Below are 12163 nucleotides of genomic sequence, written 5' to 3'. Positions count from 1 at the left end.
GCTCCTCATTGCCTTTTTACATTACCCTTGTAATTCTTTTTTTATATTCTCTGTAAGTTCCGCCATACGCTTGCGGCTTTCTTCACGTTCACGTTTGTTTTGTTCTTCAATTTGCTGTGTTTCTTGCATACCTCTTGAAATAATATTCCATGTTTCTTCAAGTGTTTCCATTTTAATACTAGAAGAACCAGAAATTCTTGCTACCTCTACACTTTGCGTTGCAATGTTTTGTGCATTTTTCTTAAGTAGTTCATTGGTACGACGGTCAAGCTCAGCCATAGAATCCGCAACAAGCTTTTGACGTTTTGCATTCACAGCCTGAATAATTCCATTTTTAAAAATAGGAATTGTTGTAATAAACGCTGTATTAATTTTACCGATTAATTTGTTATTACCACGCTGAATCATGCGAATTTGTGGTGCTGTTAATAACGCAACCATACGAGCCTTCTCTAAATCATCAATGCGTTGCTCTAAAATTTCGACAGAGTTTCTTAAAGATTCTAATTCAATACCTGCCAATTGATCATTGTTACGAACGCGTTCTTCATACATTGGAACTAGTTCTGTATTTAGACGCTCTAATAACATTTCTCCTGCTACTACATATTTCTCTAAGTCTAAATAATATTTTAAGTTTTGTTCATATAAGCCATCTAACGTACCAATTGATTTTTTCATTTCATCTTGGTATTTCGTAATTTCCACGTACACTTTGTCCATTTCACGGCCCATCGTTTGATACTTACTAAAGATTTGTTCAATCATTTTATCCGCTTTTTTAAACATACGAGAGAAAAAGCCACTTTTCTCTTCCACGAAATCTTTACTATCAAATCTGTCCATAATTTTACCAAGCTGTTTTAAAAGTTCACCGGAATCCTCTATCTTGGATAAAGACATGGTATGTAAAATTTGATCTGCAAAACGTGAAATCTCCATAGAAGGTTCTTTACCAAGTTCAATTAATTCCAGTTGATCTTTAATATCAACAGCATTATAAATACGTTGAACTTCAGCATCTTGTCTAAGCTGTAAACGAACATCTTGTGCAATTTGCTCATTCAATTCTGTTTTTGAATCTAGTACGACTGGATTATTCATGTATGATTCTCCCTTTCCTTATAAAAATGGACGAAATAGTCCTTTAATTGTTTGAGATAAGTTCTTGTAGGCTGATGAACCATGAAATTCAAGATCGAAATTCACTTCTTCGAGCCAATGCGAATCAAACGCTCCCGCTTCAATATACTGCTCAATATCATTTCGACCGCTTGGATTAAAATGTAGTACATCAATTCCAATTTGATTTAAAAACAACAACAAGACAGCATCAGAACGAGTTAATTCCCCACTCTTTTCATTATTAAATATAACAATTTTCGGTACTTCTTGCGAATAATCAAATTTCTCAAGTAACTCTAAAATATGAGGTGGAATTTGGGAAAGCTGTGCAAAAACATACAGTGCTACTTCTTGTTTTGTCTCTTTTCCAACTGGTTTACAAAGTTCACTTTCACACGTATGAATAATAGCTTCTGCAATCCCATGTTGCAGCCCTTCAGGTAAACGCTTATGCGGCCACCAATGACTATTCATAATTTGATCGGGATGCAGATTTCCAGCACGGTCTAACGCATCACGATAATGAAATTGAAAATTCGCTTTTTGTTCTTTTGTAAATGGGAATGTATTAATTAATAAGCTGTTATCAAACGATGTGACAGCTTTCAATCGCTGAAAATATTCTTTATCATTTTTTGAAACACCTGACACTTTCGCAAATAAAGACGGAATATAAATATGTTTATTTTCCACAAAGAATGTCGGGCGTATAAATGCTTTTTCTTTCGTAATTATAAAGAGTTCATCGTATGTTGTCTTCAGCGTACGTGCTACAGGCGTGTACGTACGAAATTGCCACGGTTTGTATAATAATGAATTATCATGATGAAGCACTTGTTCAATTTCTTTCGATGCTTGATAAGCTACCGTTGCAACACGCTCACGACGCCGATCAGGGAATGACTCTAATGAAACGCGACCTGGATGAGAAACGACAAAAGTCCTAGCTTCATCATCAATGCTTTCAAAACCATCTTTTCCTTCTGGATGATAATAGAGAACATCACATCCGAGCATAATAAGAAAATATAAGAAATAGATCTGACTCTCTTTCGCATCACCGTACCAAACGATACGCGGCATTTGTTTCTTATAATTAATTGCAGAAAACCATTTTGCTACGTAATTTTCGCTTAATTTAATTATATCAATTAAGAAACGGCGAAATCCTTCTGTTTTTAAAGATTGATTATGCTGTTTCTCATACAATTTCAATACAGCGATAAATGCTGTATGTATATAGTGTTGTAAATCTGGATTATCCACTTTTGGTAACAATTGCTTTCCTGATAAATGTGCAACAAGGCGGTTTACAGTAAGTCCGTTTGGCGCTTCTTGATGTAATGTAAATACTTCTTGAATTTGGCGGAGCTTCTCAGAATCGATTACTTTATTTAAATTCTGTTCGTGCAGTACAGTAATCCCTTTTGCTTCGCTATAATCAAATAGTTCATTAAAATATTCATCTACATCGTTTGGGACACCAAGAATACGACAAGCTATATAGCTAAATTTCATCTCATTCTCTGTTAATTCATATTGTGGGCGTTTTTCTAAAATCATTTCGAATTGTTTTAAGTCAGCTTCTTCTTTTAATGCATATGGATGAAGTGTAAAACGCGAAAACACGACAGTTCACCTCCAGAAACATTTACTTTTTTAAAGAAATAATATCTTATCTTTTTATTATAAACTATTTTAAGTTATAAAAAATGGGCGCTCGCATAACGAGCAAACCCATTTCAATTATTTATCTTCTTTCTTAGTAGCTGCAATCTCTTCTCGGGCTTGTCCAGAATTTCGCATATAATGCAAAATAAATGTTGCACCAAATGCGATAACTAAAATCATAAAGAATAGCCAGTGTGGCACTTCAATATGAATAACAGATAGTAACATCTTCGCTGCAATAATTAAAATTAAAATATACGCCGTTGATTCAAGCTCTGGAATACGTTCTAGTAATCTTAAGAATACACCTGCAATACCACGCATCATTAAAATACCAAGCATTCCGCCCAGAAGCAGAATCCATACTTCATTGGATACACCAAACGCTGCAAGAACGCTATCTACTGAAAATGCAATATCCATTAATTCAACCATGACAACTGTTCCCCAGAATACACCAAATATTCTAAAAAGAATACTGTTTTGGTTCAGGCCATGTTCTTCTTCTTCACTATTTTCTTTTCGTTTATCAATGAAATATTTAATAGAAAGCCATGCAAGGTACAGTGCTCCTAATACTTTTACCCACCATAATTTAATTAAGAACATACCGATTCCAATTGCAATAAAACGGAATGCATATGCACCAATTAACCCATAAAATAATGCCTTTTTGCGTTTTTCTTCTGGTAAATGTTTTACCATTACCGCTAACACAAGGGCGTTATCGGCAGATAGTAAGCCTTCAAGTACAACAAGTGTACCAATTAATCCCCAAGATACAGGATCTTGTAACACTTTAATCCACATGTCCAAGTCAAAAAATTGGGCATACGTATCAAGGATTCCTTGTAAAATGCTCATCTTACTGTTTTCCCCTATTCTTTGCTAGATTTATAGAAAGGTCAAAAAAAGGAAACGAAGTTCGTTTCCTTCTTATGCATCCAAGCCATACGCTCTTACAAGCGCACCTAATCCGCCTTGGAATCCACTTCCTACTGCATTAAACTTCCACTGTCCATTATGACGGTATAATTCACAAAAGACAACTGCTGTTTCAATGGAGAAATCTTCTCCTAAATCAAAACGAAGAACTTCTTCATTTGTCTCTTCATTTGCTAAACGAACAAATGCATTTGCAACTTGCCCAAAGTTTTGATTACGACCTTCTGCATCATAAATCGTAACTGTAATTGCAATTTTATGAACATCTGCTGGAACTTTAGTTAAATCCACAACAAGTTGCTCATCATCGCCTTCGCCTTCACCTGTACGGTTGTCACCTGTATGTAAAACTGATTCACAAGGAGATTGTAAGTTGTTATAGAAAATAAAATCTGTTTCTTTCGTACATTTTCCATTCGCATCTAATAAAAAAGCTGATGCGTCTAAATCATAATCAGATCCGCCATCATATGATTTAATATCCCAGCCAAGGCCGATAACTGCTTTTGTAAGACCTGGACTTGTCTTACCTAAATCAATCTTCTGTCCTTTTTGCAATTGAATAACCATTTATATTCACCTCTTATACTATGATTCTAAAAAGTATATACATGAGTAAAGTACATGTTCACTCATATATATCCATTTTGATGTTTCAACATTTAAGTTGCTGCTGTGAAAAAACAAAAGTGACCTGCACTTTCTTTTCATTTGGCATGAGGCAGGAAGAGAATCTGATCGCTTCTATTCATGACCGGATGCCCTCTCCCACCTAAAAAGAAAGCTTTTATGCCGGTTTTTCAATTTGTATTTATATATTTTTCTTATTACTCTACATCTAAACCAAAGTTGCTACACAAAGCACCTAATCCGCCCTGGAATCCACTTCCGATTGCATTAAACTTCCAATCCCCAGCATGACGATATAACTCACCGACTACTACTGCTGTTTCAATAGAGAAGTCCTCACCAAGATCATAACGAATTAGCTCTGCACCTTTTTCTTCATCTACAATACGTACGAAAGAATTAGATACTTGTCCGAAGTTTTGGCTACGGCTTTCTCCATCATAAATTGTAATTGTAAAACAAATACGCTCAATATGAGCAGGAACATTCTTTAAATCTACTTTAATTGTTTCATCATCGCCTTCGCCTTCGCCAGTACGATTATCTCCTAGATGCTCTACCGAACCATTTGCACCCTTTGGATTATTATAAAACACAAAGTCTTCTGAACCCGATACTTTTCCATTTGCACCTACTAGAAAAATACTAACGTCTAAATCAAAATCATTTTGTCCATCATAGCGATTTGTATCCCAACCAAGACCTACAAGAACGTTAGAAAGACCTGGATTTGTTTTTGTTAAATCTACCTTCTGTCCTTTTTTTAACGAAATCGATGCCATATATTATTCCTCCTTAAATTGTATTACTGATAACGTGATACAATCTCACTTAAATTCTTATCTTGTGTACCTTCTCCAACTGCAGAAAACTTCCATTCACTTCCATCACGATACATTTCACCTGCAACTAGCGTTGTTTTCCCGCCGTAATTTTCCGATAAATTATAACGCGCTAATTCTTCACGTGTTTGCGGATTTTGAATACGAATATATGCGTTCTGAATCATGCCAAAATCTTGGCGACGATTCACGCAATCATAAATATTTACAACAAATACTAAACGATTAATACGACTCGGAACTTTATGTAATTCCACGAAAATTGTTTCATCATCGCCAGAACCTTCACCTGTTAAATTATCACCTGAATGAATAATACTTCCACAAGCAGAGAGTTTATTTCCAAAATAAACAAGATCATTTTTATTTAAAAAACGATCATTTTCTAGCATAATCACAGATGCATCACAATCGATGTTTGGTTTACTTCCAAATAACGAAGATAGAAATCCACCTGATTGTCCAATTGGATCCCATCCTAAGCCAACCTGTAATTTTGCTACTCCTGGTTGTCCCTTCGTTAAATCAATCTTCTGTCCTTTTTCTAAAATAATAGGCATGAAGTTTCTTCCTTTCTACAAGGTATTTTCCAAATGGGAAAATATTGTATTCTCCTCTTATATTGTAGCATCATTTGTCAATTGAAAAAAAGAATAAATTTTCAATTATATGAAAATATCTGTATCATTTATTCATAGGGATGTAATAAGTGGTAAATTGAACCAATCATTCCCGCATGATTGCGATTTTGCGCTAAACTAATCTCACATGTATTATAAATTTCTTGATGCAAATATTTCTGTACTTCTTCTTTCACTTCATCTAATAACTTAGTACCTCTTGCCGTAATACCACCACCAATAATAATCGTTTGTGGATCTTTAGCATTTAACGCTTCATTTGTACACGCAGATTCTTTACCAAAAGTTGAAGAAATAGGACAAGGTGCGAAAATGTGATATTTCGTTACCTCCCTATATGCAATATTGCATATAAGAATGTATTGATAAAAATGTAAGCGCTTACTATAATAAAAGCATAAAGATAAATCACATCTTAGCATCAACAACAGAGGAGGAAATAATATGACAATCGCAATGGCAGTTTTATCATTCTTAGGTGGAATCATCCCATTAGTAGGAGAGCTTTTAAAAGCAGTAATGTAAGTTCATTATTTAGCAATTATTTATAAAAATTATCATACAAATGATCTGTATATCAAAGATGAATTGATGTGCAGATCATTTGTGTGAGCAAAGTCCCTTTAGCATTATGAAGGGACTTTTTTAAATTTCTACATACTTGAGGTACCGTCACATCAACATCAAGTTAAAACATTTTTAAAACAATAAAAAGTGCTTTTTATTTATTATAAATATGAAAGTAAACTTTTGAATATTAGTTTACTTTCATAGGTTCTCTCTGTTTATTAAAAAACACAATTGGTTATACAACATAAATTGCATGGCCAATTGTGTTTTTATGGAAATTACAACATTTCTTATTTCAAACCGAAATTACGTGATAATTCTTCATCATGAGAAGCAACAGCATCTGCAGTTTTAGTAAGTTGAACATCAATCTCATGTAATAATTGTGAGAAGCTTTCTACTTTTGGTCTTAGATCGTTGAATTGTCGATCAAAACCATCAAAAGCACGACCTTCCCATTCTCCACGTAATTCATTTTGTAATCCTTGTAATTTTCCAAGAATATCTTTAATTTCATCAGAGCTTCGTCCGTATAGTTTAGCTTTTGATTTTAGCTCCGTAGGACTCATACGAATTTGTCCAGCCATTTTAATCTCTCCTTTAGTATATAATGAGTAAAATGTATATTTTGGTTAATTTTACTAAATACATTATAAAACATTGTTAGAAACTTTCAAATATTTTATTTTCTATAATAAAAAAACAAGAGTAATCGCAAAGACTACTCTTTTTTCTTTTCCTTCTCTTCTTTTTCAATTTCGGATACAGACTTTGCTGGTTTTTTCATGTAGTTATCATATAATTCTCCAGAACATCCAAAATCATTTTCAAAGTCCTTCGTATTACTGATACCAGCATCAAATCGTAATTCTTTATTAGCATTTATATATCCCTTTACATGAGGAACTCCCATTGGACTCACCTTATGTTCTGTGAACTTAATAGATTTGACATCGTTAATATTATAACGAATATACTTTTCCACCCGTGCTTCTTGCACTTTCCAAAAATTTACTTCTTTTTCTTTTTCTAGTTCTTTTTGTTTTAAGTATTCCATAGTAAAATATCCTCCTGCTATGAGCACCACAGCAGATACAAACCAGATGATTATTTTCCTCATTGGAAATTCCCCCTATAAAAAACACTTACCAATACATTCTTCTTAAAATGGAATACAGAAAACAAGAGTAGTGCAAAGACTACTCTTTTCTCTTTTCCTTCTCTTCTTTTTCAATTTCAGATACCGATTTTTCAGGTTTTTTTATTAGTTTTCCTAGTTCTCCAGAACGTCCAAAATCATCTTCAAAGTCTTTCGTTGTACTGATACTAGCACCAAACCATAATTCTTGATCACCATTTATATATCCTTTTATAGTAGGGATTCCCATCGGATTCACCTCATGTTTTGTAAACGTAATAGATTTCACATCTTTAATATTGTAATGAATATATTTTTCTACCCTTGTTTCTTGTGCTTTCCAAAACTTTTCTTCTTTTTCTTTTTGTTTTAAGTATTCCATAGTGAAATACCCTCCTGCTATGAGCACCACAGCAGATACAAACCAGATGATTATTTTCTTCATAGAAAACCACCTTATAAAAAACTCACCAATGCATTCTTCTTAACATGGAATATAGAAGACAATAGTAGTCCAAAGACTACTATTGTTTCTTTTCCTTCTCTTCTTTTTCAATTTCAGATACGGATTTTTCAGGGTCTTTTATAAGTTTTCCTAATTTCCCAGAACGCGTGAATTGGTCTTCAAAGTTTTCAGTTGTACTTATACGAGCTATGAAATCTAATTCTTTATTATTATTTATATAGCCTTTTAATCTTGGGACTCCCATAGGACTTACACTCTTTTCTGTAAACGTAATAGATTTTACATCCTGAATATTATAACGAATATACTTTTCTACTCTTGCTTCTTGTACTTTCCAAAACTTTTCCTCTTCTTCTTTTTGATTTAAGTATTCCATTGTAAAATACCCTCCTGCTATAATACAAATAATGGATAAAATGATTACCGATTTCTTCATCGTAAATCCCCTTATATTTAAATATAGTTAAAATATACCATGAAATGAGTTGAGAAACATATGAATGAATTTAAAAGAAATACCATTGCAACAGATAAAGATTATTTCGAACTAGCAGATCAAGTTTATGATGACGAAGTTTTAGAAAAAGGTAAAGAAATAAAAGGGGCTGATGGTAAAAAATGGGTAGTTATAGAATCAATTGATGCAGATTGTCAAAGAGTAAAAAATGGATTAGAAGCTATCGCAGTAGTACCGGCAGACAAATATGATGAAAATGCAACACATTATGATGATATAATCCTAGCATTTCGTGGAACAGAGCCTAAGCAATTAGCAGATTTCGTGACAGATATTGATCAGATTTCGTTCGGAATTAAAACACATTCTAAAGTAATTACTCCAAGTAACAGTCAAACAATAAAACCTGATTCTGCAACATCATTTGATACTGGATTAAAATGGGCAAAAAATGACATCGTAGAAAAATATCACCCTTCTTCTCTTCATACTACTGGACATAGTAAAGGTGGTGCAGAAGCGGACCTTATTGCTGCAGAATTAGATTGTTATGCAACTACATGGGCTGCACCGAATCCCTATCGTTTACTAAGTCCTGAAGCAAAAAAACGAGTAGATGAAGGGAAAATGGAAAATAAAGCAACCGATTATACACATGAAAATGACCCGATTGGTAACCACACTCAATTCGGTGCACCTCTAATTGGTAAGCAATACACAGTGAGACAGAACGATACAGAACAAGGATTTCTTACACGTTTAACTATGGACGGACACGGCAGAGATACATATAGAGGAGAGTTTCATTCAAATGGAAGTCCCATATTAAAATTAGAACCTGAAGATATTATAAGACAAGCAAAAAAAATTCAAACGCTCAGCAATCGATTATCAGATATCGCAAAAAATATAGAAGAGTTTCAAAGAAAAGAAGCTGAAGCAGTTCAAAAGTTAAAAAATCAATTAAAACATGAAACAGGGCCAGGTGGAAAATATCATTTATTAGAAGAACACGAAGTAGATGAAGCCATCTCACAAATTGCTAAAATTAGAAAAGGTGGAAATGACTATTTTCATGACGCAAACATAGCAGAAGAATTAATTCATATTTTAAGAAAAGAACAAAAAAGTTTAAGCCAATTCGGAGATGAAATTAGTGATGCAGCAAATTCACTAAGAGATAAAGACAACCAATTAGCAGGAAATTTTCAGATTAAATAAGGGGATAATTATATGATGGATTTTATGGGAGAAATTAAAAAGATAGAAAAACAAATCGAAAATGCTGCAGGAGATTTAGCAAGTCAGGTTGTTGATGAATTACAAGCTGCTAAAAAACAAATTGAAAGAGAAATGCAGCGTATGATGTTAAAAACAGAGGTAGGGTTTAAATCAATAGATATTATAAAAGAAGATACATATGCTCTTCAAAAAAACATAGGGGTATTTCACGATTTACAAACAAGTATAAGAGATATAGCAGCAGAACTAGAGAAAAGTTTCGAAAGTAAAACTGGTAGTGAAATAAATGAAACATTAAAAAAATATGAAAAACAAATTAACAACAAAATTTTTAATGAACATGTTCACTTAGCAAACAGTTGTGGAAAAAAATAAGAGAAGTAGAAAAAAACTAAAAAATTGCTATTACTATATTAATTTATATACATTAAAAAAGTCTTCTTATGTAGGACTTTTTTTAATGATTTTGAAAGTAAACTTTTAAATATTAGTTTACTTTCAGTGATAGAAATAGCACCATATGCCCATCAACCTAATATTTTGGAGTATCCCAAAACAAAAATTCCACCTCACTACAGTTGTCTATGAGAATTCAGTTCATTTTTTTGTTTTAGAGAACAATTAATTTCTAATACATGTCTTAATGCGAAAATGTGATATTTCGTTACCTCCCTATATGTAATATTGCATATAAGAATGTATTGATAAAAATGTAAGCGCTTACTATAATAAAAGCATAAAGATAAATCACATCTTAGCATCAACAACAGAGGAGGAAATAATATGACAATCGCAATGGCAGTTTTATCATTCTTAGGTGGAGTACTTCCATTAGTAACAGAACTTTTAAAAGCAGTAATGTAAATTCATTATTCCGCAATTATTTATAAAAATTATCATACCTTAATACGAAAAAAGAGGAGGAAATCATATGGCAATCGCAATGGCAGTTTTAAAATTTGTAGGTGGAATCATTCCATTTGTACAAGAACTTTTAAAAGCAGTAATGTAAATTCATTATTCCGCAATTATTTATAAAAATTATCATACCTTAATACGAAAAAAGAGGAGGAAATCATATGGCAATCGCAATGGCAGTTTTAAAATTTGTAGGTGGAATCATTCCATTTGTACAAGAACTTTTAAAAGCAGTAATGTAAATTCATTATTCCGCAATTATTTATAAAAATTATCATACCTTACTACGAAAAAAGAGGAGGAAATCATATGGCAATCGCAATGGCAGTTTTAAAATTTGTAGGTGGAATCATTCCATTTGTACAAGAACTTTTAAAAGCAGTAATGTAAGTTCATTATTCAACAATTATTTATAAAAATTATCATACCTTACTACGAAAAAAGAGGAGGAAATCATATGGCAATCGCAATGGCAGTTTTATCATTCTTAGGTGGAATCATCCCATTAGTAGGAGAGCTTTTAAAAGCAGTAATGTAAGTTCATTATTCCGCAATTATTTATAAAAATTATCATACAAATGATCTGTATATCAAAGATGAATTGATGTGCAGATCATTTGTGTGAACAAAGTCCCTTTAACATTATGAAGGGACTTTTTCAAATTTCTACATACTTGAGGTTCCATCACATCAACATCAAGTTAAAGCACTTTTAAAACATTGAAAAGTGCTTTTTTATTATAAATACGAATGTAAACTTTTGTATATAAATTTACATCCATCAAAATAATTAATCTTATTCAAAACTGTAAATACTAAAAGGCAAACAAAGAAAATCTATTTGTAATAAAAAACCTAGCAAAACCGCATTATATGTATTAAAAGCCTCTCATTCCTTATATTGTCAATATAAGGAATGAGAGGCTTTTAATGAATAAGAAAAAAATAGGTTTATTAATTTTAGTAATCATTATTCTTTGGTTTGTATTTCCTCTTTCACCTTATTTAGCAGATTTAAATCATACAGAACAAAAGTTATATGATAAATTACAAAAATCCCAAGATATTTATACACTAAAAGAACAAAAACCTAAAACAATAGTAAGATTATATCTACATTCAATACAAGAAAAAAATTATGAAATAACTTATCTTTTCTATAAAAATGATGAAAAAATGACCGAGGAAAAGAAACAATTTTTAAAAGAAGCACCTGAATTTTATAAAACAATTCTATCATCTTTTAGATTTGCAAGATCATCTGTAGTAATAAACGAAGATTACAAGGATTCCGCAGCTATTAATATGCCCCCATGGATAGGTACCAACATTCAATTCCATATGTATAAAAAAAATGGAACATGGTTTATATACGACGTTCCTTTTCAATAATTAAATAATATATCTTGTTAATTTATCAAAAAGAATGCTGGAATCCCAGGATTCTTTTTATATTTTTGAAAGTAAACTTTTAGATATTTGTTTACATTCATTTCCCTAGATTTTATTGACTTTATC

13 protein-coding genes and 1 pseudogene are annotated in these 12163 nt (G+C 32.3%); 3 read left to right on the top strand and 11 right to left on the bottom strand.

What is annotated here, in order from left to right; all coding sequences use genetic code 11:
• Nucleotides 1-21: 21 nt before the first annotated feature.
• From NSQ40_RS02285 to NSQ40_RS02235, 11 genes and pseudogenes are all read right to left on the bottom strand, one after another.
• A complete protein-coding gene (locus tag NSQ40_RS02285) occupies nucleotides 22-1104 on the bottom strand; it encodes a toxic anion resistance protein (RefSeq protein ID WP_341286055.1) in 1083 nt (360 codons plus the stop codon).
• 18 nt (nucleotides 1105-1122) lie between these two features.
• A complete protein-coding gene (locus NSQ40_RS02280; RefSeq protein WP_033798027.1) occupies nucleotides 1123-2754 on the bottom strand; it encodes a YceG family protein in 1632 nt (543 codons plus the stop codon).
• A gap of 117 nt (nucleotides 2755-2871) precedes the next feature.
• A complete protein-coding gene (locus NSQ40_RS02275; RefSeq protein ID WP_016112938.1) occupies nucleotides 2872-3660 on the bottom strand; it encodes a TerC family protein in 789 nt (262 codons plus the stop codon).
• Nucleotides 3661-3732: 72 nt separating this feature from the next.
• A complete protein-coding gene (locus NSQ40_RS02270) occupies nucleotides 3733-4311 on the bottom strand; it encodes a TerD family protein (RefSeq protein ID WP_003194796.1) in 579 nt (192 codons plus the stop codon).
• A gap of 257 nt (nucleotides 4312-4568) precedes the next feature.
• Nucleotides 4569-5153, bottom strand: a complete 585-nt coding sequence (locus tag NSQ40_RS02265; protein WP_003194793.1) for a TerD family protein — start codon at nucleotides 5151-5153, stop codon at nucleotides 4569-4571.
• Nucleotides 5154-5176: 23 nt separating this feature from the next.
• Nucleotides 5177-5773: a TerD family protein gene (locus NSQ40_RS02260; RefSeq protein ID WP_003194791.1), complete on the bottom strand. Its 597-nt coding sequence runs from the start codon at nucleotides 5771-5773 to the stop codon at nucleotides 5177-5179.
• A 128-nt stretch (nucleotides 5774-5901) separates the two neighbouring features.
• A pseudogene (locus tag NSQ40_RS02255) lies at nucleotides 5902-6093 on the bottom strand (ROK family protein); the annotation flags it as partial.
• Between the two features lie 621 nt (nucleotides 6094-6714).
• Complete coding sequence (locus NSQ40_RS02250; RefSeq protein WP_003204763.1) at nucleotides 6715-7011, bottom strand: WXG100 family type VII secretion target; 297 nt, start codon at nucleotides 7009-7011, stop codon at nucleotides 6715-6717.
• Nucleotides 7012-7145: 134 nt separating this feature from the next.
• Nucleotides 7146-7544 carry a DUF1433 domain-containing protein gene (locus NSQ40_RS02245; protein WP_098159486.1) on the bottom strand — a complete coding sequence of 133 codons (399 nt, stop codon included), beginning with the start codon at nucleotides 7542-7544 and terminating at the stop codon, nucleotides 7146-7148.
• A 79-nt stretch (nucleotides 7545-7623) separates the two neighbouring features.
• Nucleotides 7624-8007, bottom strand: a complete 384-nt coding sequence (locus tag NSQ40_RS02240) for a DUF1433 domain-containing protein (RefSeq protein WP_258248410.1) — start codon at nucleotides 8005-8007, stop codon at nucleotides 7624-7626.
• Nucleotides 8008-8086: 79 nt separating this feature from the next.
• Nucleotides 8087-8464, bottom strand: a complete 378-nt coding sequence (locus NSQ40_RS02235) for a DUF1433 domain-containing protein (RefSeq protein ID WP_098114834.1) — start codon at nucleotides 8462-8464, stop codon at nucleotides 8087-8089.
• 60 nt (nucleotides 8465-8524) lie between these two features.
• Here NSQ40_RS02235 and NSQ40_RS02230 point away from each other — a divergent pair, with 60 nt between their 5' ends.
• The 3 genes from NSQ40_RS02230 (at nucleotide 8525) to NSQ40_RS02220 (ending at nucleotide 12037) form a co-directional block, all read left to right on the top strand.
• Nucleotides 8525-9706, top strand: coding sequence for a lipase family protein (locus NSQ40_RS02230; RefSeq protein ID WP_098114835.1), 1182 nt, complete (start codon nucleotides 8525-8527; stop codon nucleotides 9704-9706).
• Nucleotides 9707-9718: 12 nt separating this feature from the next.
• Nucleotides 9719-10102 carry a hypothetical protein gene (locus NSQ40_RS02225; RefSeq protein WP_098114837.1) on the top strand — a complete coding sequence of 128 codons (384 nt, stop codon included), beginning with the start codon at nucleotides 9719-9721 and terminating at the stop codon, nucleotides 10100-10102.
• 1473 nt (nucleotides 10103-11575) lie between these two features.
• Nucleotides 11576-12037 carry a hypothetical protein gene (locus NSQ40_RS02220; protein WP_003205764.1) on the top strand — a complete coding sequence of 154 codons (462 nt, stop codon included), beginning with the start codon at nucleotides 11576-11578 and terminating at the stop codon, nucleotides 12035-12037.
• The last annotated feature ends 126 nt before the right edge of the window (nucleotides 12038-12163 follow it).

Origin of the sequence: Bacillus sp. FSL K6-6038, assembly GCF_038050455.1 — a bacterium.
GTDB lineage: Bacteria > Bacillota > Bacilli > Bacillales > Bacillaceae_G > Bacillus_A > Bacillus_A pseudomycoides.
Note: the sequence above shows the minus strand (reverse complement) of the source record. Positions and strands in the feature narration are given on the sequence as shown.

What these genes read in the sequence shown, in the direction of transcription:
- NSQ40_RS02285 (WP_341286055.1), bottom strand. Translation starts at nt 1,104, where the DNA reads ATGAATAATCCAGTCGTACTAGATTCAAAAACAGAATTGAATGAGCAA.
- NSQ40_RS02275 (WP_016112938.1), bottom strand. Translation starts at nt 3,660, where the DNA reads ATGAGCATTTTACAAGGAATCCTTGATACGTATGCCCAATTTTTTGAC.
- NSQ40_RS02270 (WP_003194796.1), bottom strand. Translation starts at nt 4,311, where the DNA reads ATGGTTATTCAATTGCAAAAAGGACAGAAGATTGATTTAGGTAAGACA.
- NSQ40_RS02265 (WP_003194793.1), bottom strand. Translation starts at nt 5,153, where the DNA reads ATGGCATCGATTTCGTTAAAAAAAGGACAGAAGGTAGATTTAACAAAA.
- NSQ40_RS02260 (WP_003194791.1), bottom strand. Translation starts at nt 5,773, where the DNA reads ATGCCTATTATTTTAGAAAAAGGACAGAAGATTGATTTAACGAAGGGA.
- NSQ40_RS02250 (WP_003204763.1), bottom strand. Translation starts at nt 7,011, where the DNA reads ATGGCTGGACAAATTCGTATGAGTCCTACGGAGCTAAAATCAAAAGCT.
- NSQ40_RS02245 (WP_098159486.1), bottom strand. Translation starts at nt 7,544, where the DNA reads ATGAGGAAAATAATCATCTGGTTTGTATCTGCTGTGGTGCTCATAGCA.
- NSQ40_RS02240 (WP_258248410.1), bottom strand. Translation starts at nt 8,007, where the DNA reads ATGAAGAAAATAATCATCTGGTTTGTATCTGCTGTGGTGCTCATAGCA.
- NSQ40_RS02235 (WP_098114834.1), bottom strand. Translation starts at nt 8,464, where the DNA reads ATGAAGAAATCGGTAATCATTTTATCCATTATTTGTATTATAGCAGGA.
- NSQ40_RS02230 (WP_098114835.1), top strand. Translation starts at nt 8,525, where the DNA reads ATGAATGAATTTAAAAGAAATACCATTGCAACAGATAAAGATTATTTC.
- NSQ40_RS02225 (WP_098114837.1), top strand. Translation starts at nt 9,719, where the DNA reads ATGATGGATTTTATGGGAGAAATTAAAAAGATAGAAAAACAAATCGAA.
- NSQ40_RS02220 (WP_003205764.1), top strand. Translation starts at nt 11,576, where the DNA reads ATGAATAAGAAAAAAATAGGTTTATTAATTTTAGTAATCATTATTCTT.